This is a genomic window from Chryseobacterium sp. Marseille-Q8038, assembly GCF_965111995.1.
This window is the reverse complement of sequence record NZ_CBCOPN010000002.1, coordinates 47,721-73,169: the sequence shown is the minus strand read 5'-3', so window position 1 is coordinate 73,169 and position 25,449 is coordinate 47,721. Positions and strand designations below refer to the sequence as shown.

General features: G+C 36.7%; 25 protein-coding genes and 1 pseudogene. 2 read left to right on the top strand and 24 right to left on the bottom strand.

From position 1 onward, the window contains the following. Window positions 1-100: 100 nt before the first annotated feature. The 4 genes from ACWPWS_RS14200 to ACWPWS_RS14185 all read right to left on the bottom strand — a co-directional run bounded on the left by ACWPWS_RS14200 (window position 101) and on the right by ACWPWS_RS14185 (window position 4,836). The gene (locus tag ACWPWS_RS14200) at window positions 101-1,669 is read right to left on the bottom strand and encodes an ABC transporter permease/substrate-binding protein (protein WP_454046949.1); all 1,569 of its coding nucleotides are present in this window, start codon (window positions 1,667-1,669) and stop codon (window positions 101-103) included. Beyond that, window positions 1,666-2,586, bottom strand: a complete 921-nt coding sequence (locus tag ACWPWS_RS14195) for an ABC transporter ATP-binding protein (protein ID WP_454046948.1) — start codon at window positions 2,584-2,586, stop codon at window positions 1,666-1,668. Before ACWPWS_RS14195 ends, ACWPWS_RS14200 begins: the two co-directional genes overlap by 4 nt. Before the next feature lie 10 nt (window positions 2,587-2,596). Beyond that, complete coding sequence (gene egtB / locus ACWPWS_RS14190) at window positions 2,597-3,766, bottom strand: ergothioneine biosynthesis protein EgtB (protein ID WP_454046947.1); 1,170 nt, start codon at window positions 3,764-3,766, stop codon at window positions 2,597-2,599. 86 nt (window positions 3,767-3,852) lie between these two features. Next, the gene (locus tag ACWPWS_RS14185; RefSeq protein ID WP_454046946.1) at window positions 3,853-4,836 is read right to left on the bottom strand and encodes an L-histidine N(alpha)-methyltransferase; all 984 of its coding nucleotides are present in this window, start codon (window positions 4,834-4,836) and stop codon (window positions 3,853-3,855) included. A gap of 115 nt (window positions 4,837-4,951) precedes the next feature. Between ACWPWS_RS14185 and ACWPWS_RS14180 the strand changes: the two genes are divergently transcribed. Both ACWPWS_RS14180 and ACWPWS_RS14175 read left to right on the top strand, forming a co-directional pair. Beyond that, the gene (locus tag ACWPWS_RS14180; RefSeq protein ID WP_454046945.1) at window positions 4,952-5,083 is read left to right on the top strand and encodes a hypothetical protein; all 132 of its coding nucleotides are present in this window, start codon (window positions 4,952-4,954) and stop codon (window positions 5,081-5,083) included. A gap of 72 nt (window positions 5,084-5,155) precedes the next feature. Continuing rightward, window positions 5,156-6,205, top strand: coding sequence for an alpha/beta fold hydrolase (locus ACWPWS_RS14175; RefSeq protein ID WP_454046944.1), 1,050 nt, complete (start codon window positions 5,156-5,158; stop codon window positions 6,203-6,205). Window positions 6,206-6,332: 127 nt separating this feature from the next. On the opposite strand, the gene ACWPWS_RS14170 is transcribed toward ACWPWS_RS14175, so the two are convergent. The 20 genes and pseudogenes from ACWPWS_RS14170 to ACWPWS_RS14075 form a co-directional block, all read right to left on the bottom strand. Next, a complete protein-coding gene (locus ACWPWS_RS14170; RefSeq protein ID WP_454046943.1) occupies window positions 6,333-7,475 on the bottom strand; it encodes a 1-acyl-sn-glycerol-3-phosphate acyltransferase in 1,143 nt (380 codons plus the stop codon). Window positions 7,476-7,951: 476 nt separating this feature from the next. Beyond that, a complete protein-coding gene (locus ACWPWS_RS14165) occupies window positions 7,952-8,272 on the bottom strand; it encodes a GIY-YIG nuclease family protein (RefSeq protein ID WP_209788699.1) in 321 nt (106 codons plus the stop codon). A 1,146-nt stretch (window positions 8,273-9,418) separates the two neighbouring features. After that, the gene (locus ACWPWS_RS14160) at window positions 9,419-9,838 is read right to left on the bottom strand and encodes a hypothetical protein (RefSeq protein WP_454046942.1); all 420 of its coding nucleotides are present in this window, start codon (window positions 9,836-9,838) and stop codon (window positions 9,419-9,421) included. Window positions 9,839-9,957: 119 nt separating this feature from the next. Further along, a complete protein-coding gene (locus ACWPWS_RS14155; protein ID WP_454048193.1) occupies window positions 9,958-10,395 on the bottom strand; it encodes a suppressor of fused domain protein in 438 nt (145 codons plus the stop codon). Between the two features lie 2 nt (window positions 10,396-10,397). After that, window positions 10,398-10,619: a hypothetical protein gene (locus tag ACWPWS_RS14150; protein WP_454046941.1), complete on the bottom strand. Its 222-nt coding sequence runs from the start codon at window positions 10,617-10,619 to the stop codon at window positions 10,398-10,400. Between the two features lie 253 nt (window positions 10,620-10,872). Beyond that, window positions 10,873-11,604 carry a DUF4262 domain-containing protein gene (locus tag ACWPWS_RS14145; RefSeq protein WP_454046940.1) on the bottom strand — a complete coding sequence of 244 codons (732 nt, stop codon included), beginning with the start codon at window positions 11,602-11,604 and terminating at the stop codon, window positions 10,873-10,875. Continuing rightward, the gene (locus ACWPWS_RS14140) at window positions 11,597-11,863 is read right to left on the bottom strand and encodes a hypothetical protein (RefSeq protein ID WP_454046939.1); all 267 of its coding nucleotides are present in this window, start codon (window positions 11,861-11,863) and stop codon (window positions 11,597-11,599) included. Before ACWPWS_RS14140 ends, ACWPWS_RS14145 begins: the two co-directional genes overlap by 8 nt. Window positions 11,864-11,870: 7 nt before the next feature. Next, window positions 11,871-12,734, bottom strand: a complete 864-nt coding sequence (locus ACWPWS_RS14135) for an RHS repeat-associated core domain-containing protein (RefSeq protein ID WP_454048192.1) — start codon at window positions 12,732-12,734, stop codon at window positions 11,871-11,873. A 188-nt stretch (window positions 12,735-12,922) separates the two neighbouring features. After that, window positions 12,923-13,291, bottom strand: coding sequence for a hypothetical protein (locus tag ACWPWS_RS14130; RefSeq protein ID WP_454046938.1), 369 nt, complete (start codon window positions 13,289-13,291; stop codon window positions 12,923-12,925). Between the two features lie 9 nt (window positions 13,292-13,300). Beyond that, complete coding sequence (locus ACWPWS_RS14125) at window positions 13,301-13,657, bottom strand: hypothetical protein (RefSeq protein WP_209788725.1); 357 nt, start codon at window positions 13,655-13,657, stop codon at window positions 13,301-13,303. 114 nt (window positions 13,658-13,771) lie between these two features. Continuing rightward, window positions 13,772-14,014: pseudogene (locus ACWPWS_RS14120) on the bottom strand (DUF2750 domain-containing protein); the annotation flags it as partial. Window positions 14,015-14,035: 21 nt separating this feature from the next. After that, a complete protein-coding gene (locus tag ACWPWS_RS14115) occupies window positions 14,036-14,158 on the bottom strand; it encodes a hypothetical protein (RefSeq protein ID WP_454046937.1) in 123 nt (40 codons plus the stop codon). Window positions 14,159-14,161: 3 nt separating this feature from the next. After that, window positions 14,162-14,602: a DUF4265 domain-containing protein gene (locus ACWPWS_RS14110; protein ID WP_454046936.1), complete on the bottom strand. Its 441-nt coding sequence runs from the start codon at window positions 14,600-14,602 to the stop codon at window positions 14,162-14,164. A 4-nt stretch (window positions 14,603-14,606) separates the two neighbouring features. Next, window positions 14,607-15,047 carry a DUF4265 domain-containing protein gene (locus tag ACWPWS_RS14105; RefSeq protein ID WP_454046935.1) on the bottom strand — a complete coding sequence of 147 codons (441 nt, stop codon included), beginning with the start codon at window positions 15,045-15,047 and terminating at the stop codon, window positions 14,607-14,609. Window positions 15,048-15,049: 2 nt separating this feature from the next. Further along, a complete protein-coding gene (locus tag ACWPWS_RS14100) occupies window positions 15,050-15,814 on the bottom strand; it encodes an HNH endonuclease (protein WP_454046934.1) in 765 nt (254 codons plus the stop codon). A 303-nt stretch (window positions 15,815-16,117) separates the two neighbouring features. Continuing rightward, on the bottom strand, window positions 16,118-16,312 hold the full coding sequence (locus tag ACWPWS_RS14095) for a hypothetical protein (protein WP_454046933.1): 195 nt from the start codon (window positions 16,310-16,312) through the stop codon (window positions 16,118-16,120). A gap of 41 nt (window positions 16,313-16,353) precedes the next feature. After that, entirely contained in the window at window positions 16,354-16,662 is a 309-nt protein-coding gene (locus tag ACWPWS_RS14090; RefSeq protein ID WP_454046932.1) for a hypothetical protein, read from the bottom strand. Window positions 16,663-16,681: 19 nt separating this feature from the next. Next, the gene (locus ACWPWS_RS14085) at window positions 16,682-20,101 is read right to left on the bottom strand and encodes a DUF6443 domain-containing protein (RefSeq protein ID WP_454046931.1); all 3,420 of its coding nucleotides are present in this window, start codon (window positions 20,099-20,101) and stop codon (window positions 16,682-16,684) included. A gap of 21 nt (window positions 20,102-20,122) precedes the next feature. Then, window positions 20,123-23,320: a hypothetical protein gene (locus ACWPWS_RS14080; RefSeq protein ID WP_454046930.1), complete on the bottom strand. Its 3,198-nt coding sequence runs from the start codon at window positions 23,318-23,320 to the stop codon at window positions 20,123-20,125. Window positions 23,321-23,328: 8 nt separating this feature from the next. Continuing rightward, a complete protein-coding gene (locus tag ACWPWS_RS14075) occupies window positions 23,329-24,981 on the bottom strand; it encodes a T9SS type A sorting domain-containing protein (protein ID WP_454046929.1) in 1,653 nt (550 codons plus the stop codon). Between the last annotated feature and the right edge of the window lie 468 nt (window positions 24,982-25,449).

The window sequence follows — 25,449 nt, the reverse complement described above, 5'->3', positions numbered from 1 at the left end:
TTTTGGAAAAACTGATGGATTTCAAAAGACTTTTCCTGCTGTTTTTTAATAAAAATGAGATATATTCCTGATTCAAGCTATCCGGATCATCAATGGAAATTTAGTTTCCATCAAAATAATGGGTAAGATCAGATATACTTTTGATATGAAGCTCTTCAGCCTGCTTTCTCCGCATCATCAGAGCATAAGCATTGTTAAACCCAAGTGGTTTCAGCCATTGAATTCCATATTGTTTTTCAAACTCTGTATTCACATATTCATAGGTTGCAGCGGGACTTTTGGACACATTGCTGATGGTCTCTGTGGAAGGTTTTAAAAGCACCAGAAGCCCTGTTCCCGTGTATTCAGGATAAAAATCTATGGCATCATTCATTAAAGCATCAAAACATATTTTTGTTCCTCCTAAACCTGTTTTGGTTTCCACTTTATAATCTGTGTATCCTTCAATAAGCAGGGTATATATTTCTGCGAGAATATATTGTTCCCCAAAGATTTTTGAACCAATCCTGACGATTCCTGCATTACCTTTCCGGGGACTTTTATACAGATTATTTCTGATGAGAAATTCCTTTGCAATCTTTTCCGGAGTTTGATGGAGATGATCAGCTCTGTAATTCAGATCCGTCATGATAGAATCATTGAACTTTTCAGCCAATAGATTTAAGGTGTTTTCCAATTCCGGGAATTTTTTCAGAGTCTTGGTCTTGATGATGGGAGCAGCATAATAAGGCGGAAATATTTTTTTATCATCATTCAGGACATACAGATCATACGCTTTGATTCTTCCGTCTGTAGAATATCCGCTGATCAGATCCAGTTCATTCTCATAAGCAGCCTTATACATTATCGCATCACTTACCACAAGGGGATTCACATTCAGTCCATATACCGAACGAAGCCCGATATCACCATCTTGTCTTCCCATAAATTCCGGTGTAAAACCAGCCCTAATCGACCGGTGTGACACAAAAGTCAGAAGATATCCTATTCCCAGAATAATAAAGATAACAGGAAGAATATATTTCAGCTTTTGAAAGAACCGGTATCCCGATTTCTGAATCATGGCAATAACCTGGTCCAGAAAGATAGCTAATAATGCCGCAGGAATGGCTCCGGCAAGAATCATATTCGTATTGTTGAGTGAAATTCCTCCAAAGATAAACTCTCCCAAACCACCTGCTGCCACAAATGATGCCAGAGTAGCCACTCCTACATTAATTACAGCAGCGGTCCTGATACCGGCAATGATAACCGGCATGGCCAAAGGAAGTTTAACCTTAAAAAGAAGTTGGTTTCTGTTCATTCCCATAGCCTTGGCTGCCTCAATCACAGCCGGATCTACACCCATAATTCCAGTGTAGGTATTCCGGATAATGGGAAGAAGAGCATAGATCAATAAAGCAGCAATGGCCGGCTTCGGACCAATCCCGAAAACAGGAATCATAAATCCAAGCAAGGCAATACTCGGAATGGTCTGTAAAATACCTGCGGTACCCAGCACCGGGCTGGAAAGTTTCTTTTTTCTTGAAATCAGGATACCTAATGGCACTCCAACAATGATGGCCAGAAGCAAAGACAAAAAGGTAAGCCCAAGATGCTGAATGATCTGGGTAGTAAGCTTTTCGTGCTGTTCGGCAATAAATTGCCAAAGACTCTGTTGCTGCGTCATACCATCTGTGATTTTCTGTAATGATTAAACGCTCTGATCACTTGTTCATATACTTCAGCGTTTTGATGATCGGAACTCAATTGCTGTAAAATATCCCACACACTTGTACTGCCCGTACCATTTGGTCTGTGGTATACATTTTCTGGTGTAAGAAACGGACTGATGTGGTGTAATGATGTTACTTTATACTCTAATAAAAGACGGTTTTTGGCAAAAAAATCACGCACAAAGTCATTTTCAGGGTGGTAAAGCATTTCTCCGGGAGTACCGGTCTGTATAATTTTTCCCTGATCCATCAGGCATATCCGGTGGCCCAGCTCAAAGGCCTCCTGTACATCATGGGTAACCAATATGATAGTTTTACTTTTAAGTTCTTCCAGCGATTTAAATTCCGAATGAATGTCAGCCTTAGTAATGGTATCAAGCGCTCCAAAAGGTTCGTCCATCAGCAAAACGGGATTATCTGCAATCAATGCTCTTGCAATACCTACCCGCTGCTGTTGTCCACCGCTCAACTCGTGGGGAAATCGGGAAAGTATCTCTTCAGAAAGGTGGAGTTTGGCCAAAAGCTCATCCATTTTTCTTTGCGTCTTCTTTTTGTCCCATTTCAACAGTTCAGGAACTACCGCAATATTCTGCTGAATGGTATAATGGGGAAATAACCCCGAATGTTGCATGACAAAACCAATTTCCATTCTCAGTTCCTCAGCTTTCTGATCACGGATATTTTTGCCATCTATAAAAATATTTCCGGAATCTGCTTCTATGAGACGGTTGATCATCTTAAGTGTGGTTGTTTTCCCGCACCCGCTGGTTCCCAAAAGAACAAGGATTTCCTGATCAAGTGCCTGAAAAGAAATTTGATCTACTGCTTTTTTTCCGTTAAAACTTTTTGAAATTGATTCTACTGTGATCATCGGTAAAAAATTACTGGGCAAGTCTGATTCCTGTGAACTGCCATTTTAAATTAGGCTGAAAAAAATTGCGGTAGGTATTTCTGCTGTGTCCCGGAGGTGTGGCTTCCGAAGCTCCTCTTAAAACCATTTGATTGATCATGAACTTTCCGTTATATTCACCTACTGCTCCTGCTTCTTTCTTAAAATGAGGGTAGGGCAGATAAGCAGAATTCGTCCATTCCCAGCGTGTTCCCCAGTCAAAATAAATGGAAGCTGTTTCCCATTCTTCCTCGGTGGGCAGACGCATTCCTTTCCAGGAAGCAAAAGCAGACGCTTCATAGAAATTAACGTGGCACAATGGAGCATCAGGGTTTATTTCCTGTAATCCGTTGAGGGTATAATACATCCATTTGTTTTCGATATAATGCCAGTACAGTGGAGATTTTGCAGCATTCTGTTTCACCCAGTCCCATCCTTCAGCATGCCAGTATGTGAAATCTTCATATCCGCCTGCTTTCATAAATTCTAAATATTCACTATTGGTGACGAGACGGTTGGCAATTTTAAAGTCTGGAAGATATACTTTATGCCTTCCTAATTCATTATCAAAGCAAAATCCTTCTCCTTTAAATCCAATTTCATAGATGCCTTCAGAAAACCTTAACATTTCCAGATCTCCGGGGTTCTTTTGTCCGGATTTTTCTTTTGTATAAGCAGGGAAAAGCGGATTATGTCCTAAAATATATTTAATGTCAGTAACTAACAGCTCCTGGTGCTGCTGCTCATGGTTAAGCCCCAGTTCCAAAAGGGGTTCAAGAGCTTCTGTCAGAAATGAGCTTTGAAGAAAAACCTCCATATGCTCATCTACATATTTTCTATATTGATACACCTCTGAAACGGAAGGACGGCTGAGATTTCCACGGTCGGTCCGGATCACCCGTGCCCCGATAGTTTCATAGTAGCTGTTGAAAACAAAATTATATTGGGGATCAAAAACCTTGTAATCCGGGAAATGTGGGGTAAGAATGAAGGTTTCAAAAAACCAGGTGGTATGACCAAGATGCCATTTCGGGGGGCTTACATCTACAATTGGCTGTACTACATAATCTTCGATTTCCAGCGGAGCACAGATTTCTTCAGAACGTCTGCGGATGTCCTTATACTTTTTAGTAAAATCTTTTGTGGTGATCTCTGGTGTCATGTCTTTTAGTTTTTAATGATTGATGTTCAATGAAAGAAGTCTATTTTATTTCACTTTTACATAGGTGTGGTGTGTATCCTCTTTTTTTATTTGACCTGCCAGATCGAATCTACAAACCATTTTTTAGAATCGTTGATAGTTCCTGCGATGGCAAATCCTGATTGTTGGGCTAAACCCATGATTTTTTCAGAAGAAAATTTTTGCGAAATCTCCATGTCAATCCATTCGTTTTCTTCAAAAGAAATCCTTGTATTGTCAATAGTCACTTCCTGGCTGATAAGGCTTATCAGAAAACTTCTGCAGGCTCCGCTAACCGGATCATAGGTCTGGTAATGCTGAAATTGTTTCAGATCAAAATTACCGCCCAGTTCATTGTTGATGCGGGTAAGAAGATTAAGGTTAAAAGAAGCGGTAATTCCTTCTTTGTCATTATAAGCTTCCAGAATAATGTGTGGATTTTTCATTAAGTCAAATCCTATCAATACACGATCTTTCGGAGATAAATTTTTATTCAGATGCAGACAGAAACCTTCAGCCTCTTCCAGAGTCATATTCCCGATATTACTTCCTAAAAATAGAACAACTTTTCTCCTGTCCGATAAGGAAGCTGCTTTTTGAAGCATTTCAAAATAATCTCCTTCCAGACAGGTTATTTTAATTTCCGGAAACTGGCTGCTCAGTTTTTGATGAAGTATGGAAAGAATATTTCCTGAGATATCAATCGGCATATAAGTAAAGTTAATCCCTTTCCGGATCAGCTGTTCAAGTAAATAGGTGGATTTCATGGCGTCTCCTGCACCCAATTCAATCAGATCAAAAGGTTCGTCTCCGGGAATAAGCAGATCAATAAGTTCATCTGTTTTATTTTTGAAAATATCCAGCTCACAACGGGTCAGATAATAGGAAGGCATGGCCATGATTTTCTGAAAAAGATGATCGCCGACCTTATCGTAAAAATATTTTGAAGATAATTTTTTAGGAGTATTGCTAAGGCCGTTCAAAATATCTGAACGGAATTGATCAACAGCATTCTTTGCAGTCTTAGATTGCGGGTCTAACTGTACATTCATAAGTCTTATTTTGTGTGATTTGTAGATTATTGCAATTATCCTGCCTTTACAACATGAATTCTTTGAATATATCTAATTAAATATAAGCAATTTTACTTTTAATAGAATGATTATCATGATGTTTTTACCAGATGTGGTACTTTTTTATTCATCAGGAATCCTTTCTTTTGAAAATAAAACCAATGAAGAAGAGCATGGAAGCTGTCTGGTTTACCGTCCGAAAATCAGTTTTCGCCGTTCAATATGACCTGTTCAACATATTTACCCTTATTTTGAGCGCTGCTTTACCCTAATTTTACCCTCATAAAACATCACTATTATGAATACTACATTGAACTTCAGTAAAAAAGTACAGGCCATTTTATCCTTGGTCATTTTTATAGGAATGGGATTATTATCTCTTAAAGCACAGACTTACACGAATGTCGAAAAAGATCTTGAAAACACTGCTGTAAGAACTGCTTTCCAGAATACAAAGAAAATCAGAGCCGGGCTGCTGGATGTAGGCTATGCAGAAGTAGGGCCTGAAAATGGAAAACCTGTGATCCTTCTTCACGGATGGCCTTATGATATCCATAGTTTTGAACAGTCTTCTGCTATTCTTGCTGAAAAAGGGTACCGGGTCTTAGTGCCTTACTTAAGAGGCTACGGAACCACTACCTTTGTGTCTCCGGATACCAAACGCAACGGTCAGCAGAGCGCTGTTGCACTGGATATTATTGCTTTTATGGATGCCCTGAAAATTGATAAAGCGATCATTGGCGGTTTCGACTGGGGAGCCAGAACTGCTGATATCATGGCAGCCCTGTGGCCTGAACGCTGCTCAGGACTGGTAGCTGTAAGCGGATATTTAATAGGAAGTCCAAAAGCAAATGAAAAGCCTTTACCTCCAAATGCTGAACTTTTATGGTGGTATCAGTATTATTTCTCCACAGAAAGAGGGTATAAAGGATATAAAGCCAACACTACGGCATTTAATAAACTGATATGGAAAACCGCTTCACCAAAATGGGCTTTTGATGATACTACTTATGAACGCTCTGCCCAGGCATTCAATAACCCTGATCATGTTGATATTGTGATTCACAATTACCGCTGGCGTCTGGGATTAGCGAAAGGCGAAAAACAATATGATGCGCTTGAAGCCAGACTGGCAAAATCTCCTTCTATCACTGTTCCCACCGTTACCCTGGAAGGTGATGCCAACGGAGCTGCATTTCCTGCACCGGAAAGTTATGCCTCCAGATTTACAGGCAAATATGCACACCATACCCTAACAGGCGGAATTGGTCACAATCTACCACAGGAAGCTCCGAAAGCATTTGCAGAGGCTATCATAGAAGTAGATTCCATGTCATCATCCCAATAAAAAATTACAGAATTTCAAGAATAGCAACCCTTTTATTGGTCAGCTGATATGAATTTTCGTTCGTATTCTCAATAAAACAAAACCACTACTCAATAGCAGTGGTTTTTTAATTTTATCTGATTGTTAATTATCCTTCAGGGTTTTCCTGGATCTTCAGTTTATTGACCAGAGGATTTGCATACATCGCCAGGAAATACTCTTTAGAAACAGGATCTGACGGATCAATACGCATTTCAAGTCTGCGGACAAATAACTGTTTTTCCTGTTCCGTATATTCGGAAGCATAGGTATGAGTGTTGTGAAGCAGGTCGTAAGCGATATACTTGGTAGGCCAAAGCTTATAATTGCTGATGATAGAACGGTCAATTACCTGTGCAATAGCCTGCAGTTGTTTATTTTTATTGTCAATGGTAGCTGCAATTTCATCCAGTTCTCTATCTAATACCTCACCTGCGTGGATATGGATGCGTTTCTTTTGCCCCAGAATTCCGCTGATGATATTGGTAAAATCTTCATTTTTCCCTTTAATGTATTCCTCATCTCTGTGCTGTGCCAGCAGCTGAGGCATCTTTAACGAATCTGTGGGATCATATTCATAGGAGATGGAAACCGGAACGATCTTTAATGTTTTAAAATAATCTGTCAGAGACTGGTCTCCGGAAGCCATGGCAAGCATTTTCAAAACTCCCTGCTGGGTGGAATCGTTACCGTTTTTGGTACGGCCTTCACGCTGTGCAATCCATACAGAACGGTTTTCCTGAGACAACTGTTCTTTAATATATTCAGACATGGTTTGTGAACTTTTTAGCTGTTCACGAAGTGGCAGACCTCTTTGCACCAGAAAATTTCGGTTCAGTTTAGCCAGTACATTTAAGAACTTTTTGCGAACAAGATTATCACCGATTGCTGAAGCTGTCATCACATAACCGCCTTCCAGCAATACCAGATTAAGCAATGAAGTATCCAGAACGATATCTCTGTGGTTCGAGATGAAAAGGTAAGGGGTATTCTTATCCAGCTTATCAAAGCCTGAAGTCGTTAAGCCGTCAGAACTTTTTGCAAGGATCTGGCGAACGGCATAGGCTACAAACTGATGCTGAAAATCACTGATAGAATGAATATTCTTAAACTGTTCCAGCCAAACCTGCTCATCCGTATCAGGAAAAGTAAAATTCATGAAGGCTTTCATCATCGGATCACGGGCTATACTCTGTAATCTCTCATTTACTTCCTGATCATTGAAATACCGGATTTCATCAAACTTAGACATGCGGTTGGGTAAAAATTAAAACTTTTTGCAAAAGAACGAAAATTTATTGGGGCATGGGGTATAATGGGTGTTAAAGTATTATGAAGGGCGTAGGAGTTCCGGAAAACATTCGTCTATTATAAAGCAGTCAGTATACGTATTCACCTTGTCATTCCGAAGGAACTCAGGCTACCACTTTGATCTGCAGTAGAAATGTGAGAGGAACAAGCTTGGTTTGTTGTAATGATAAAACATTCATCTGGTTTTAGCCCAAACATCAATAGATTGTTGAGATTCCTGCGGAATGACAAGCTGCGTGGGCAAGGTAAGTGCATTGTTAAAATTGTACATATTGAATAATTAATACGGATCCTATACCTGCGTCTTTGTCATTCCGTAGGAATCCAGCCAAAGTTATTATATAAAGAATTTTTATTGTAGAAAATTGGGTTCCTATGGAATGACAATATTAGTATTTTGATATAAAATGGTTTATGTTAACGCCAATTTTCAAACAAGTAATTCAAAAATTCTAGATTAGGATTGATTGTCCTTATAAGTTCAAGTTTTTTAATTCTTGACCAGTTTTTAATTTCTTTTTCTCTTTCAATGGCATAATGAATCCAGTCATATTTCTCATAATAAATCAAAAATTCAAGATTATATCTTGCCGTGAAGCTACTGCGATTTTGCTTTGTTTTGTGTTGATACAATCTTCTGTGGAGGTTTTCTGTAACCCCTGTATAAAGTACTTTTCTATTTTTATTAGTAAGAATATAGATATAGTAGGTGTATCTTCCTTTTGGAAATTCAATCATTTGTGTGTTTATTTTTCAAAAGTTACAAAAAATATATTTTCGATTCTTGTCATTCCATAGGAACTCAGGCTACCATTTTGATCTACAGCAGGAATTTGAGAGGAATAAGCTTGGTTTGTTGTAATGATAAAACATTCATCTGGCTTTAGCCCAAACTTCAGTAAATTGTTGAGATTCCTACGGAATGACAAGCTGTGTGGGTAGGGTAAGTGCATTATTAGAATTGTACATATTGAATAATTAATTAATACAGATCCTATACCTGCGTTTTTGTCATTCCGTAGGAATCTAGGCTGCGACTTTAATCTGCAGTAGGAATTGGAGAGGAATAAGCTTGGTTTGTTGTAGTGATAAAACATTCATCTGGTTTTAGTCCAAACTTCAGTAGATTGTTGAGATTCCTACGAAATGACAAGCTGTGTGGGTAGGTAAGTGCATTATTAGAATTGTACATATTGAATAATTAATTAATACAGATCCTATACCTGCGTTTTTGTCATTCCGTAGGAATCTAGGCTGCCACTTTAATCTACAGTAAGAATTTGAGAGAAATAAGCTTGGTTTGTTGTAATGATAAAAGCATTTATCTGGTTTTAACCCAAACAGTAATAGATTGTTGAGATTCCTGCGGAATGACAAGCTATGTAGGTAGGGAAGTGTATTGTTGAATTGTAGATGTTGAATAATTAACTAATACAGATTATATACATGATGTCTTTGTCATTCCTTAGGAATCCAGACTACCACTTTAGATCTGCAGTAGGAATTTGAGAGAAATAAGCTTGGTTTGTTGATGATAAAAGCATTCCCTTGCTTGCGCGAGCATGCTGCTCGTGTCCATAAACAAAATCATTAAGTTTATATAACTATTCTGAGAATTCAATTACAGATTGAAGCAAAGCTGGCTGTCATCTAAAGTTTAAAAGTAGCAAAACTTGTAGTATAAACAAACCCTTGCATTTATGTAAGGGTTGTTATTTATTCTAACGTGGATATGAGCGGGACGCTGTCTACCTTAGTGTTTTCCGGAAGCATTTTTGTAATACGCTAATCTGATGTTTCCTACCTGATAGTAAATTACTTTGTTAAAATTTAGGGTACTGTTTCCAATACCCTAAATAATCAACATATTTATAAATTTATCTCTTATTGAGTTTTACAAACTTCAGAAGCAAAAATCTCCCCTGCAAATTGGGTTTCAATAATAGCACATTTTCCTTCTATCTTTTTGATCGTACAAAGATACCCACCATGAGAGTTAATATACTTGTCAGTTTCATCATGCTGGCTTTTGGTAAGGTCTAATAATAATATAAATTGACAGTCACTCTTCCATAATATTCTATAATATCTGTCCTTTTGTATTTTTTTCTTTGTTGAAAGATCAAAAACTTCTTCTATCTGAAGAGTTTTGGTTCTGTGTATAAGATATTTTCTGTTTGTCTCATTGCTTATTAATACAAATTTTCCGGTTTTAAAATCTTTGCAAGATAGGTTTCCAGAAATAATTTCTTTTGGATTAGCAAGTAATAATGGAACAAAGGAAAGTAAAATTAAAAGCTTCATAATTTTTAAGGATTATCATTTGGAAGTAAGATTTTGAAGTATTTAATCACTAAATTCAGAAAAATGCCACACAAAAGGATTCATGTGGCAATTTGAATTTTGCTACTAAAATAAAACTCTTAAATAGCTGATTTTCTATTAATATCAAATATATCAATATCTTTTTCCTGAAATATATCTTCTAATGCAGATGTACCATTTTCCATTTTATATTCAAGTTCTTTATCAGAAATAGGAATACACAAAAGCCAATGTACTGTTTTCGTTTCAAGTTTTAGTGGTTGTAATTTGTCCTCCCATAAAAATGGTGATGTAAACATAATATGTTTCATTTCAGAAGTCTCAAAATACATTTCAACAATTCTCATAAATACTGAACCTGGTTGGCATTCCCACCCATTATTAGTAATATAAAATCCTGCTGTGGATAGAATATTTGACAACATTTTGAATTCTCTGTATCCACCAATTAAAAGCTCTATTGGAATGTCTTTAAAGCTATTATTATTCATTTCAATTTTATTGGGGTGATCAGATACTCCTATCGTACCACAAATTTTTATTCTAGGATAAAGAGGATCATCACAGGTGAAAATATCGATAAAATTCTTTTTTCTTTGTCATAATGACGATCAATTATTTTATTAATACCAACAATATTTGTAATATAGTTAGAAAGTTTTTTGTTTTCTTCAGAAGCTTGTTGAGACATATTTTTTAAAAATGCAATTTTATTTTGTATTAATCTACGTTTAAAATCATTAGAATTTAAACGCTCCATAAACAAAATCATTAAGTTTATATATAACTATTCTAAGAATTCAATTACAGATTGAAACAAAGCTGGTTGTCATCCAAAGTTTAAAAGTAGTAAAACTTATAGTATAAACAACCCCTTGCATAAATGCAAGGGTTGTTATTTATTTTAGCGTGGACACGAGCAGCATGCTCGCACCAGCGGGGGCTTTGTTAAAATTTAGGGTATTGATTTCAATACCCTAAATTATTATCAAAATATTTAAAAGTTAAAGTGCCTAGTCCCAACTATTCCATTCTGAATTCTCATCCTCTCTCCATAGTCCTTTCTCAATGCCTAGCTTTAGAATAGGCTCTAAAGAATTATCAATTCCAAGTAAAGTTGCAATGGGAATCACTCTTAAATTATTTTTATCAACATCTTCTCCATTTTGAGTAAACCCTTCCCACTCATTTTCTTCCCATCTTGTTACCTCTGTTATTTTTTCACCAAACAAAACTTGTACTTCAGTTACAACTTGTGAATCCCGAGGTACTTCAAATTCCCATTCAATTCTATCATCAAGCCACTTCCAGATAATATTATCTGCATCCCATTCAATTGACATGTCTGGAATGTCCAATGTATAATGCTTATTATCGGGTAAAATTTGATATGCCCTAAAAGCTTCAACTTTATAATAGTCATAGACTCCTAGCATCATCAGTTTACTCCATGAATCATGAATTTGTTTAAGTCTAAATGTCCCCAGCCCCTTAACTTCAAAAGAAAATTCATTAGTATCTAATTCTTTACCTAGTTTGGGCACGATTGAATTAAAAATTCTTGAAATATCATTATAAAGATAGTTTTCATTTCCTGCTAATATTAATTCAAATTGTAGTTTTTCTAAATTCCCGATTGTATAAGCAAATCTAGGATTTTCGCTGGTTTGAACTACAGTAATATGAAAGATATCTCTTTCAATATTATTTTTAATTTTTTTGAAAAATTCCTCTTTATTATTCATACTGTTCAATTTTCCAATCATCTTCCTTACTGTCTCTATAAGCGTGGCTTCCAGAAGCAATTTCTAATAATTTCTTTATAGTTGGGTCTATCTGTAGAATTTCATTTAAACTGATAATCCTAGCATCTTGTTCAGAAATACCTTCTTCATTCCCAAAAAATTGCCATTCTCCATCAGGATCTTTAAATGCTGAAACAATTGTTGAGTTATTTTCTAACACAAAGCGTGTTGTTATTACTGCTTCATTTAAATTTTCCATAGTACTTTTATTTATCTAATTTATCAAGATTTTCTGTCTTGCTTAAAACTTGTGCATTCTTATAAGAGTTAGCACCTCCTTTACTTTTGGCTTTTATATGATCAATTTCTGCTTGATTCATGTTGGCCTTTTCTCCTTTTCTCGATTGTTTAGGCATATCTAAAATTTCCCCACTCTTATCACTTCTAATCACACCTCCATTCCTTTTCATATTCTCAGCAAGAATGTTTCTTTTCTGAGTTCTTGTAAATGGCTTACCTGGACCTACTGATTTGTGATCCAATAAATGTGAATATTTTGCTGCGTCTTTAACCTCTTCAATTGCCTTAATCGCTGGAGCTTTACCTCCTTTCCCCATTAAAACACCTTCAGGCCCTCCCCCAATAGATAAAGCTATAGTTCCCCAATCAAGAGCACCGTTTGCTACTTTCTCTTTGAAGGATTCTTTAGGAACTCCAGTTAACAGAGTTAAACCACCATCTTCACCAACTACAAGTTTATTTCTTACAGCATCATTCGAGAAAAAGTTAGCTGTTCTTACAACATTATTGGCTACTGCAGCTCTTAGACTGTTGATCCCACCACCAATCATTTCTGCAAATTCTGCAGGATCACCAGGAAGATCTTGTGCTCTTTTTGTGCTTTGCCATTCTAAGCCTTCTAGCTCTCTACCATCTACAACTCTGTTTTCAGAGAAATTATAATGTGACTGATAAGCATAGTCTTCACTTAATGGATCAACATTAAAGAACCTTGCCATTGAAGCATCATAGTTTCTCCATCGGTAAGAACTCCAGCCTGTTTCTGTTTGTTTTTCTTGCCCCTGGGAAGAGTACTTGTAGTTTGGAGATATTGAATTGGCAGTGCTCAGATCTCCACCGAATTCAAGCCCAAATGGATAAAAGTTCGTTGTCCTGTCTATTTTCAGGTTTCCGGAAGCATCCTTATAATACGCAACTCTGATGTTTCCTTGATGATCGGTAGTATATGTTTTGGTTCTTAAAATTTAGGGTACTGAGATCAATACCCTAAATCATTAACATTTGAAAAATAACATTCTCAATATTCAATATTTTTTTCTACAATCTGGGCATCTTCACCATCAAATTCATACTTATAGACTAGCTCATACCAATCTTTTCCATTCGATGTATTATAGATTATTATTACATCTCCTATATCCTTAATTCTAGCATCAACACATACTGCTCCAAACTCAGTATTTCCTTCTTCAAAATCCTTCACTATCGTATTGATTAAAAAACTTTTCATCTTATTAGAATCCATAGAATCATCATAAGTTGCCAAATCTATCCATTCTCCATTCTTATAAATTAGCCCAAAGGGCGCAAACTCCTTTAGCTCTTTCAAGAATTTCTTACTTGTTTCAACGATTTGACTAATTCCTGTTATATATTTTTCTGACATAGTAATTTGCTAAATTTTATCACCAAATATAACATCGTTCTCTCCCAAAGCATAAGGATATTTAGCAATATATCTATCATCAGGAGATAAAATTATTTCTATAACTAATACGTCCATGCCATTAAACTTTCCGTCTAAACCTATGGCATAAAGTCTTACATCTTCATCTTTCAATTTCTCATAAGCTCCATTTAAAAGAGTTTCATACATTTCTTTTGAATCTGCTGTTTCAGAATATGTTCCAATATATGTTAATTTGCCGTTTTCTCTTATATACGTTGCAAAAGGTGCAAACTCCCCATTCTCAACTAAAAATTTCTCAGCTTGTTCTTGTATTGCTTTGATTAATTTTTCGACATTGTTCATTATTCTTTACTTTATTATATTAAATACAATTAGGAATTTTAGCACATGCATCTTTTCGAACAGGTTGAGAACGTATAAACGCAGGAGGGTTGCTATTAGCTTTTATATTATCTTTTATTCATATTGTTCCAATTCTTCTTGTAAATCTGTGTTAAGATCATTCGGTGAAATAACTATTCCTTTAGCACTTGGTGTAAGAAAGACATTTACTAATGTTTTATCATTAGTCATACCAGGAATCCATTTTTCTATAAAGTTATCTAATCGTATTACCTCAGGCTTATAACTTTTCCATAGATCAACTGCGCAAAGTGCTGCAAATTCTTTCTCTGGCCATACGGGAAGTACTCGATTATCATCATTATCTCCAAGTAGAGTTCAACCATCATCATTTAACCCCCATAATTCTTCAAAATCTGCTACTTTTCTGATGAAATAGTTATACCTTTCATCTTCTGACATTTTTGAAATGTTGTTAATTTTCTTATTTGTACGATTCATATTTTACAAATTATTTGAGTGAGTTTCAGAAAGACATGATTCTTTGTAATCTAAAATTTTACTATTTAACTTTTTGTCTAAATATTCTCGGATTTTCTTATAATCCACATTTTTAGGCACATCAATAGCTATAATATGTTGATTATCTATTCCTTCCCAAGAACAGTCCATTTTTTCAATATCATTCGTTACATCTTTTATACTTTCCAAATTAAAAAATACAATTTGTATAGTACTATGTTCTGAAGCTCGAATTAGATCCTCGAAATATAACTCTCCTTCATCATTGTCAACCGATATTATATCATTATATGCCAAGTTAGGTGCAAAAAAGGGGATGTTTTTAATTTGATATTCTAAATCATTCTTCTTTTCTATCCACAGCTTTTCTTCAGCTATTTCTTGATTGACATCGTAGTATACAACTGTTACTTTATTTTCCATTACTTTAATATTCATGTTCTAAACAAGATTCTTCATAAGACCACAAATTTCCTTCACCATTTTCCAAATATTTTTTAATTGGTGCGTATGAAACGGCTTGTGGAACATTTACTGCGATAATATTTCTCTCGGAAAAAACTTCAGTATTACAGCCTTCATCTTTCAATCGGTTTCTAATCTCTTCAATTTTATTTACATAATCGTTGTAAACGTAAATTCTCACAGTAGTATTACCAGAATTAGCAACAAAATCTTCAAAATAATATTGTTTATCATCTTCATCAAGTTCAGCCTCTATTGTATCACCAAGAGAGACTCTTTCAGCTATAAAAGGAATATTATCTACAATAAATAAATTGTCTTCGACCTTACACCATAATGATTCAGTCTCATATTTATTTTCAGCTATTTGCTGTACAAAAAAAACTCTTGTTCTATTTTCCATATCTATTCTCTTTTATTACTCTTTTTAATATTACAGTCTCTACACAAAACTTGCCCATTATTAGGTGTTCCACTTCCTCCAAGAGATTCTGCTTCAATGTGATCAACCTGCGTTTCATTCTTGTCTGGCACAACTCCTTTTTTAGACTGTTTTGCTGGAACGGTTTCAACTTGACATTTCTTACATTTCGTTTTCCCTCCATACTTATGAGAATTCAAGTTAATAACAACTTTTTTTCCTGCTTTAGTGAAGGGTAAATTTGGTCTTGGTTTTTGACTTAATTTTGCAGCTTTCTTTTCTAATCTTTGAAACTCTTTAACTGACTCGAAAGCTCTTAAAGCAGGAACTTTTCCTCCTTGTACCGTTAACATTCCTTCAGGACCTCCACCAATGGATAGAGCTATAGTACCCCAATCAAGAGCACCGTTTGTTACTTTCTCTTTGAAGGATTCTTTAGGAACTCCAGTTAACAGAGTTAAACCGCCATCTTCACCAACTACAAGTTTATTTCTTACAGCATCATTCGAGAAAAAGTTAGCTGTTCTTGCAACATTATTGGCTACTGCAGCTCTTAGACTGTTAATCCCGCCACCAATCATTTCTGCAAATTCTGCAGGATCACCAGGAAGATCTTGTGCTCTTTTTGTGCTTTGCCATTCTAAGCCTTCCAGCTCTCTACCATCTACAACTCTGTTTTCAGAGAAATTATAATGTGACTGATAAGCATAGTCTTCACTTAATGGATCAACATTAAAGAACCTTGCCATTGAAGCATCATAATTACGCCAATGGTAAGAACTCCAGCCTGTTTCCGTTTGCTTTTCTTGTCCTTGGGAAGAGTACTTATAATTCGGAGATATTGAAAGAGATGTCCCTAAATAATCTCCAAACTCTAGCCCGAAAGGATAAAAATGGGTGGTTCTGTCTATTTTCAGTATACCGGAAGCATCTTTGTAATACGCTAATCTGATGTTTCCGACCTGATCGGAAAGTGCTTTGTTAAAATTTAGAGTATTGATTTCAATACCCTAAATTATTTCTTGCATAGTTGAAAAATTATAATAAAATATTTAAACCTTCTTTTTCCATCCTACACCACCTCCCATTTCTTCCGCGTTATTTTTCTCAATCCATTCTATCGCAGATTTTGAATATAAAAAATCTTTATCATTAGAATATCTTTGCAAAAATTCTTTTTTAAAATTTCTGATAACACCATCACTCCATTCACAAAATACATTAGACTTTTCTTCCAGTTCGTCCAAATTGTTATAAAATGATTTGACATAATATAGTCTGCCACTATTTAATATATCTCTATCATATGGATAGTAGCCCCCAAACTGAATTCTAACAAATGACTCCTATTAATGTCAAAATATTTTATACCATTGTCCGTTTCAAGAATTTTTATCTTGTCTAAGAATTGGGAGGTGGTTAAGTATAGTTGAAATATATTAGCTTCAATTGAAGGTAATGCCTTAGAAGGAACAATCTCAGAAGTGCCTGAAATATTTTGTTTAAGTATCACCAAAATATTGCTTTCTAAAATCATCTCATTGATTCTATTATGATCATCTGGTGTAATAAAAAAATTTAATTGCTTTGAAGCCATTTTATTTATGTTTTAAATATTAAGGTGCAATTTTGCCTGCATCACCTACTCTAGTAGGGAAAACTTTGGGTGTAACTTGATTGTATGGAACAAATTCAGGTCGTGTTCCAGTTGCTTTTTCAATATCATCCAATGCTTTTCTTTCTCTTGATACTGGCGTTCCGTTTTTATTCTGTCTACCAACCTGAAAACGTTTAATTTCCCCAGTTTTTGGATCTCTTCCCTGTATATCAATAAATCTCTTCGACTTACTCCCATTTGGAGTTCTTACCATTGCTTCTTGTCGTATTTCTGTAAATCCATCAGCTTCTAATTTTTTCCCAACTTCTTCTATTTTGGATTGATGTAGTGGTCCTCCTGCTTTCCCATATGGATTAGGTACTTTCCCCATGGTTGTTTCTGCAATTCCGGCATTGGCTTCCGCTCCTGTGAAAATTCCCTTCATTGCAGACCAAACCCTTCCAAGAAAACTAGTGCCCTGTGCAGCCCTAACTGTTAATACAACTTCCTCAATCTCAAAAATAGGTGCGGAGACTATTAAAGTGTTCAGTTCCTGTATTGCATCAGCATATTCTCTTAATCTGGAAGCTTCTACAGTATTACCCCGTGCATCAAGACTATTAGCACGTTTTAATCTTTCTTCATAAACCTTTGCAGCATTTGTAGGCAAAGCCTCCAATCCTTCTAACTCCCTATGATCTACTACTTTATTTTCAGAGAAATTATAATGTGATTGATAAGCGTATTTCTCACTTAACGGATCAACATTAAAGAACCTTGCCATTGAAGCATCATAATTCCTCCATCGGTAAGAACTCCATCCCGTTTCCGTTTGCTTTTCCTGCCCTTGGGTAGTATATTTATAGTTCGGTGTTATTGAATTGGAAGTACTTAAATCTCCTCCAAACTCCAATCCAAAAGGATAAAAATGAGTAGTCCTGTCTATTTTCAGGTTTCCGGAAGCATCCTTATAATACGCAACTCTGATGCTTCCTACCTGATCGGTATAATGGTAAATATACTTATTCTGAATGAAGTCATAGTAGCCTTCTGAGGTTGGGACAAAGCTTAATACCTCATTGGTATACTGAAATCCATCTAAATAATCTGTTTTGCTGACGGCTTCAATCTGTGCTCTGCCAGTTCCATAGGTGTAAACTTTTCTTAGCTTGATTCCCGCAGCATTATACAGGTATTTTGTGTTGAAGTTATAGGTATTTACAAAGTCATGGCTATTGTATAATCTATTAAATTTTATGGAGTTGGGAAGATTCAGGTAATTATAGTCTATCTGCAGGATCCCTCTATCCTCATGGCTGATCATATTTCCGTTACCGTCATAAGGAATTGCGGTGGATACTGAAGCGGGATACCCTGCATAATTACTTGAAGCATCACTCACCGTATTTACTCTGTTGCCATTGTAAGTATAAGTAAGATCATCAATCAGCTGTGCCCCAAACCCTGTCAAAAACCTGTTTCTTTTAAGGGTTTGGATATTCCCGTTGAGATCATAGGTCAAAGATTCATTGTAATAATCATTCTGTGGAACGGTGGCATTGGGTTCAGAATAGATTCCGTTTTTTAGGTGATCTAATCCATCATACTGGTAATTATATCTTCTGAATGTTCCGGTATCTGCGCTTGACCAGTCTATTTCTGCAATATTCCCATTGTATTTCCCTGTAGACACCGTAGAATACGCGGGATTATGGTATTTCAGCTCATAGGCAAAGAGCTTTCCGTTCAGGTTGGCAGGATCATTCACTTTGGTAAGCCATCCACGTATATTGTAGGTTTGATCTATCGACTGTAAAGGAGTACCCGTGGTATTTCCTGTTTTTTTATTGATAAGCTGTCCCAGGTCATTGTAGGTGTTTTCTGCCAGCAGTTCTTCCATTTGGCTGTTCACCTTGTGATAGTGTTTCAGCAGTCTTTTCTGATCATCATACACAAACCTTTCCTGAATGGTAACCTCAGCATCGGAAGCCCCTTTTTTGTGGTAGGTATAGCTTTCTTCTACAGCACCGGAAAAATCAAGTTTGAATTCCTTTTTTGTATATCCACCCAGGTGATTCCAGCTTTTTTCACTTACTTTTTCCCCTTTGGTGTTATAATAGAAATAGGTTTTGGTCCAGTTATCATCCTCAATATTTTTTACATAAGATGCCGTGGGCAGCCCTTGGGTATTGGCACTTCCGTTCAGAGCTTTGTCTTCGTTAATTACATATTGATCAAGGATTTTTGCAGGCGGAAATTCTTTGGTATCTCTTGGATAGGAATCATAGTAATGGACAGAAAGAAGCGTCTGGAAATTGGTAAAAAGCGTATTGGTATAATACACCACAATCCCGTTTTTGCTAAAACCTGCAGCTGTAGGGGTTTCGCTGATAACAAGATTGGTAATCTGTCCCTGTAGATCTGCGCGGCTTCCTCCTTCAATAAGTCCGGTATAGGCAACACGGCCAAAAGCATCATATTTGGTCAACAGCCATTGCCCTTTATTTTTCAGGTTCACATCCTGGGTAAGCACCGGACGGTCAGAAGCATCATATACTACAGATTCCCAATCATCCCTTCCGGGCAGTCTTTTTTCCACCTGCCTGTACTGGCCGTCGTAGCAGTATTGGTAGCAAAGGCTGTTTAGAATATCGGTGGAAACCACATTATTATTCTGCTCAATTTTCTTTACTGCTAAAGCAGGAATGACGAATGCCTTTTGCCCGTATTCATTGTAGACATAGTAGGTGTCAATGTTTTGGGTTCCATCTGTTCTGCGTACCAGAATAGCCTCACCACGTCCATTTTGAAACTCAATAACAGGAGTTCCGTCTTCATCGGTTACGGTATTCTTGTATAAAGTTCCCGGAGCATAAAACTCACTGCCCGGTACTATGGATACAGAGGAAATGGTTTTATGATCTGTTCCAGATGTAGCCGTGGTTGTACTCGTGATAAATTTCTTTACCTCTGAACCAAGGTTCACTTCATATTTAAGCTTTTGTGTATGTCCGCCAGCCATTTTCCAGGGGTCACCAGGCTGAGCCACTTGCTTTAGCCTGTCTAAGGGAGAATTCTCCATCTCCTTTTCTGTATAGGCATTGGCTGTTCCGTAGTAAGAATTAGCCGCAGTTTCATTGGTAATCCCGGTATGGATCGCTGAATTGAGGGTATTGGCAGGAACTGGAAGAATATCCTTTACCTGTCTACCGAAGGCATCATAAGTGATGGGAGTTACCAGGTCTTTTCCTGTTGTGGTCGCTTTTACGCTGACAATTTGCTTGGGTCTTCCCAGTCCATCGAAATAGGTAAGGGTTTCTGTCTTTTTGCTGCAGTCTCCGCTCAGGCAGGTTTGGGATTGTATATAGTTTTCTGAGATACTTTGTGCAGAGGTCAGCATGGCGATCAACAGCAGACCTAATAGGTGTATTTTTTTCATGGGTGTTTTTTTCATGGGTGCTTACTGTTTATAGTGATACCTGAATTCTTTCACCACTTTATAGCTGTTGGTTCCTGCATTATCTCTTTCCCTTACCTGAACCTGTTTCAGTCTGTTAGCGCTGTCATAAACATAGAGTTCCCTGATTCCTGACGGCGGAGTTATGGTGGTTATCCCAACCAAAGGATCATAGGTATACTTGGTCACCATTCCCACAGGCTGAAAGGCATCAAGAGCTTGTAATAGCTCAGCTTCTTTGGTGGGATCTACTGCATCTTCATTGGATTTCGTCACGATAGTACTTATCATTCCTTCGACCTGGCTATATAATGAACCTACAATTTTTGCAATCGGCTTGGTCTTGTTATAGCCCCAGACAATACTTACCGGAGTACCGTCTTTCTCCCTGTACTGGAGAATATTTCCTTTTTCATCATATTTTTCATAGGTAACATCCTTAGAAGAAATAGCTGGGTTAAGGGTATCATAAGAATATTCAGCTAATGGAAGAACTAAATTTCCCGTGGTTGCATGGGGCAAAGCGGTAGGATAAACCGTTTCTTCACGGGAGATCACTTTGGTGATATTATTTGCTGTTTGCTGTGTTTGAGTTTCTAAAGGTATGCCCACCATATTTTTATCAATCATCAGCTGGTTGTTTTTTTCATGGGCGTACTGATAGGTCTTTTCTGTTGTAGACAAATCCGGGAATATGGTTTTCTGCGAAGTTATCTGGGTATGGTTAGGATTATTATAGAAATACTGGGTTTCCGTTTTCATGGTATTACCATTCAGATAATCTTTTGTTTTCTGATTTTGCAGGTATGAAAAACGGGATATATTTTTATACAATACAAAATCCAGATTATCAAACTCTCCAACGCCACCTGTACCTCCGCCAATAAGTTCAAATTTCTTTCTGGTAGCCAGAGAAAATACTGTACTTACAGAATTGTCTTCAGTATAATTATTTTCTATCTTTTTCAGTAGCTTCCCATTTCCGTCCATATAGGTTGTAAAAAGCTCTCGTCCGTTTTTCCATGCTGTATTAGAATTAGGTGTTCCCGAAATCACATCACCAGCAATACTTCCATAATCGTCAATGCTTGTATCAAATTCATGAATGATTTTCCCTCTTATTCCTAAGTTTTCAACAACTCTACTATAGAAAACATTAGGATTAAACGAGTTATATTGATTAACATTGGTTGAGGTTAAAACACTATAGCTATAAGATAAAGGAGGCAGACAGCTTCCCGTACAAGTTGAAATACTGCTTCTATCTTCAAGAAAATAGGGCTTGTAAGCCTGAATAGTTGAATACGAACCATCGGCATTTGTATAATCGTAAGTTTTAGTAATGGGAAGGCTACCCTCTGACTCATCTACGGTTGATGCAACACGATAACCTCCGAGTAACTGATCCTGATAACTTTGTGTAGGCTCTGAAGTATAGTAGCTGACATGTGCAGATGCAAATGAACAGGCAAATGCTGCTGTTGCTTTAATAGTAACCGGCTTATTCTTTTGCCCATATACTGTAAAAACTCCTCCGGAATCAGTTGAATAGGTTTTAGATTCAATTATTGCCCCGTTAAAATCATAAACAGTAATATCAGCTCTCTGTTTTCCCGTTTCAGTAATAGGTGAATTTGCACAGTTTCCTTCTGCATAAATTGCATTCCCTCCACTAATTTGGATAGGCCCATCCATTCCGGGGGTTACCGTTACCTGAGATGAGCTTGAATAGGTATGTATATCATTAAATGTTTCAGCTCCTGCCGATCCCTGAGTGAAAACTGTAACAGATTCCCTTACTTTATGATTTTCATAATTAATAGTTGTAGATCCTCCCGTAGGATATGTTATTTTTTTTAATAATCCTAATTGTCCCAGTGATGTATCAACATGCTGGTCGGCTCCGTAATAATTAATTTTATGAGGATCGTCATTTCTATAAATCTGAGGAACTAAGTTAGTATTCATAACTCCGTTATAATATCCCCACATATCCCTGGCAAAACTCAGTTTATTAGGGAAGCCGTTTATGTTGTTGTATTCAAATGAATATTTCTTTCCTGAGTTTGCTTCATTAACACTTTTTAAAAATACCCTGTCATTGGCTGTTATATCATAAGTTAGATTTAAATTTTCTATCAGTTGTGATGAGGCATATTTTTTAACGGTCTTCAGTAAGTAATAATCTTCATTTCGCTGCTGATATTCAAAGAAAATATAGTTTCCGTCCTGATCGTAGATTTTTTTGATCTGTTTTCCTAAAACCGACTGATTGGAATCTGATACCATTCCTATATCTGGAGGAAGAGAATATAAAAACGTATTACAAGATACAGAACATGCTACCTGATCTGGATTTGAAGTAGGATTTCCATATTTTAGTGAACCATTTCCTCTGGTAAAAATCATAGACTGAGATTTTCCATTGACAGATGTAAAATTAACATCGTAATAATCAATATTTATTTCTCTATTTTCAATGCTTTTCACTTTTGACAGATACCATGAGGTGGTGTTTATTAAAGTAGATCCGTGATGCTCACCTGTATTGGTCATGAAATTTCGTACCTTTTCAATACTGTTAAAAGTATACTCCATACCATCTTCTGTCTTTACAACAAATCCTCCATTTACTCTGTCTATTTTGCACCCGGACTTTTCTAATTGTACAATTTCACCATTCTTTTTAATAATAAATTTTAAATTTTTTCCTGCAAAATTTGCCATATATAAGTCAGGCTCGGAATCAAATTCATCATTTTTACATAATGTCAGATAATTTTTTACAATGGGATCATTCAAGCCTAATGCGTCGATATTAGGTGTATCAATATTCCCTTGAGTATTGAGTTCATCAGGCATATCCCTGATAACTCGTGTAATCACTCCGGCATTTATAAATCTCCATCCCAAACCAACAGAACCGTTAGTATCATCCACTCTTATTCCATTAGAAGAATAATTTAAGGAAATGGGAAAATCAATATTACCTGAGGAAAATGTAGTGAGAGGAATATCAATATTAGTACTCCCGGTAAATAATCCCGTCGGGATATTTCCATATGTTCCGAATTTGAAAGACTCTGGCGTTGGAGGGAAAACTGCAGGTACATTTTTACCAACATCATTAGGAGTTGTCGAACCTTGTGCAGAAAGACAATTAGCAAGTAATATTCCGGCACAGATAATTATTTTTCTCATTGTTTGTGTTATTTTTTAATTAGTTTGGCATTCGCCGTTTTGTTGGTATCTGTTTTTATGGTGATCAAGTAAGCTCCCTGAACTAAAGCCTGGGTGTTGATCTTGGTTACTTTGTTTGTGGTTTTCAGATTTTGAAGCTGTCTTCCAGACATATCATACAACAGAATGTCAGCATCCTTGAAATCAAAGCCGATTTCAACATATGCATAATCCGAAACAGGGTTTGGATAAATTTTGATGTCGTATTTTTCAATCAACTGGTCAACCTGTTTGTCTCCCAGTTTTACAATCTTCCAGTTTTCTTTCCCCAGTTCTTCTGCACTGGTTCCGGCCAGAATAATAGAGCCGTCTCTGTTCAGTTTTACATCAGAAAGTCTTTCCTCTTTTTGTCTTGATTCTCCATTCACATGCTTTCTCCATGCTTCGTTCCCTAACTGGTCAATGTACAGTAGCCAAAATGTTTCATCATCCTTTTCTATTCTTCCTTCTGCCTGAGTAAACCCTCCCAGCAATATTCCTTTGGTAAAGTCCTGATTCTTGGTTCTTGCATCCTGGCTCTGAATCACACTCATCCCCATCAGCACATCACGGTTTCCAAAGTTGTAGGACTTCTGCCATTGTTCTTCGCCTCTGTCGTTCAGTGCGATCAGCCAGAGATCTGTTCCTTCTTCCAGGCCTGCCGTTTTATTCCCTGATCTTTCTGATCTGGATTCTCCCCCAATCACAAAGCCATTTGAAGTTAACGCCAAGGTTCTGATATGATCATCTGCTTTCCCTCCAAAGCTCTTTTCCCATTCTACTTTTCCGTTTTTGTCGAGTTTTACAATCCAATAGTCGCCTTCACCGAAGCTGTCGCTTTGCTTTGAGGTTGCAGATAACAGGTTATGGGTTGCAGGTCTGTCAGACGGAATATTAGTGTTGGTCGTTGATTGCTGATTATTTGTCTTAACAGATGAGCTTCTTGAATAAATTCCGAGTAAGGCTCCTCCGTCACGGGTTGGAATCATTTTTTCTACCTCATCTAACCCTTTTCCCCCTAGAATTAATTGGGATAATTCTTTTCCGTCTTTGTCCAATCTTGTTATTAAAACATCTTTTGAACCATATCCTTTCATTTTGGAATCCTGGGCGGAGATGAAGGATCCGGCTATAAAAAATCCTAAATCTGTGGTTTGAATCACCGCTCTGGCTTCATCATCAGAAGAACTTCCCACAGTTTTCTGCCATAATTCGTCGCCAAATTCATTGATTCTGATCAGCCAGATATCGGAGCCTCCTTTGGAATCTTCTTTTTTATCCAGTCCTTTTCCTGAATACGATGTTCCGGCTAATAAAAATCCGCCATCCTGGGTGGTGACGGTTGCAGATAAATAATCATGGTTGAATCCAGAGAAGTATTTCTCCCAGACTTCCTGTCCCTGCTGGTTCAGTTTTACCAGGTGAAAATCGTAACCGTTGTTTTGCTTACTTCCAGCCTCCAGCTTTCTGCTTCCTGACTGTATAGAACTTCCGGTGATCAGATACTGCTGATCGATGGTGGTAGTGACCTGGCTGAGAAAATCCTGAGTGGAGGATTTGAGGTCTTTCTGCCACACTACTTCCTGAGCGGATACGCCGAGGATTGTGCATAGAGTGAATGCACTGAGATAATTTTTTTTCATTCCCGTGTTGTTTTAAGTTAACATAGTTTGTTCTGATAGATCATGGTTAATCCAATTCTTTTATTATCCTTTTTTTGAGAATCAGATGCTTTTATAGGCTCAGAAATGTTTCAAAACTATTTATAATAATATTTTTTAGGGGTGAAAAATATTGTAATTTATGTGCATAAAATTGAGCGTCAATGTGTACACATTAAACTGATTTTGAGTGTTTTAAAAGGTGTTTAAGAATATCCGCCGAATGGGTGTAACTGACTAAAAAAATTATAGTTATTGCTTTTTAACCCTAATGGGGCGATGGTAAAAATCTGACCTATTTGTATGAATGTTACTTTGGTATATGCAAAAATATTCTCGTGAAGCAATAGCATGTTTTGTATTATTTAAAAACATCTGCTTTTTTATGACTATTAAATTTTTAAAAGAGAAATTATTGGAAGCAGCGATACTATTAAACCTCTTCATCCT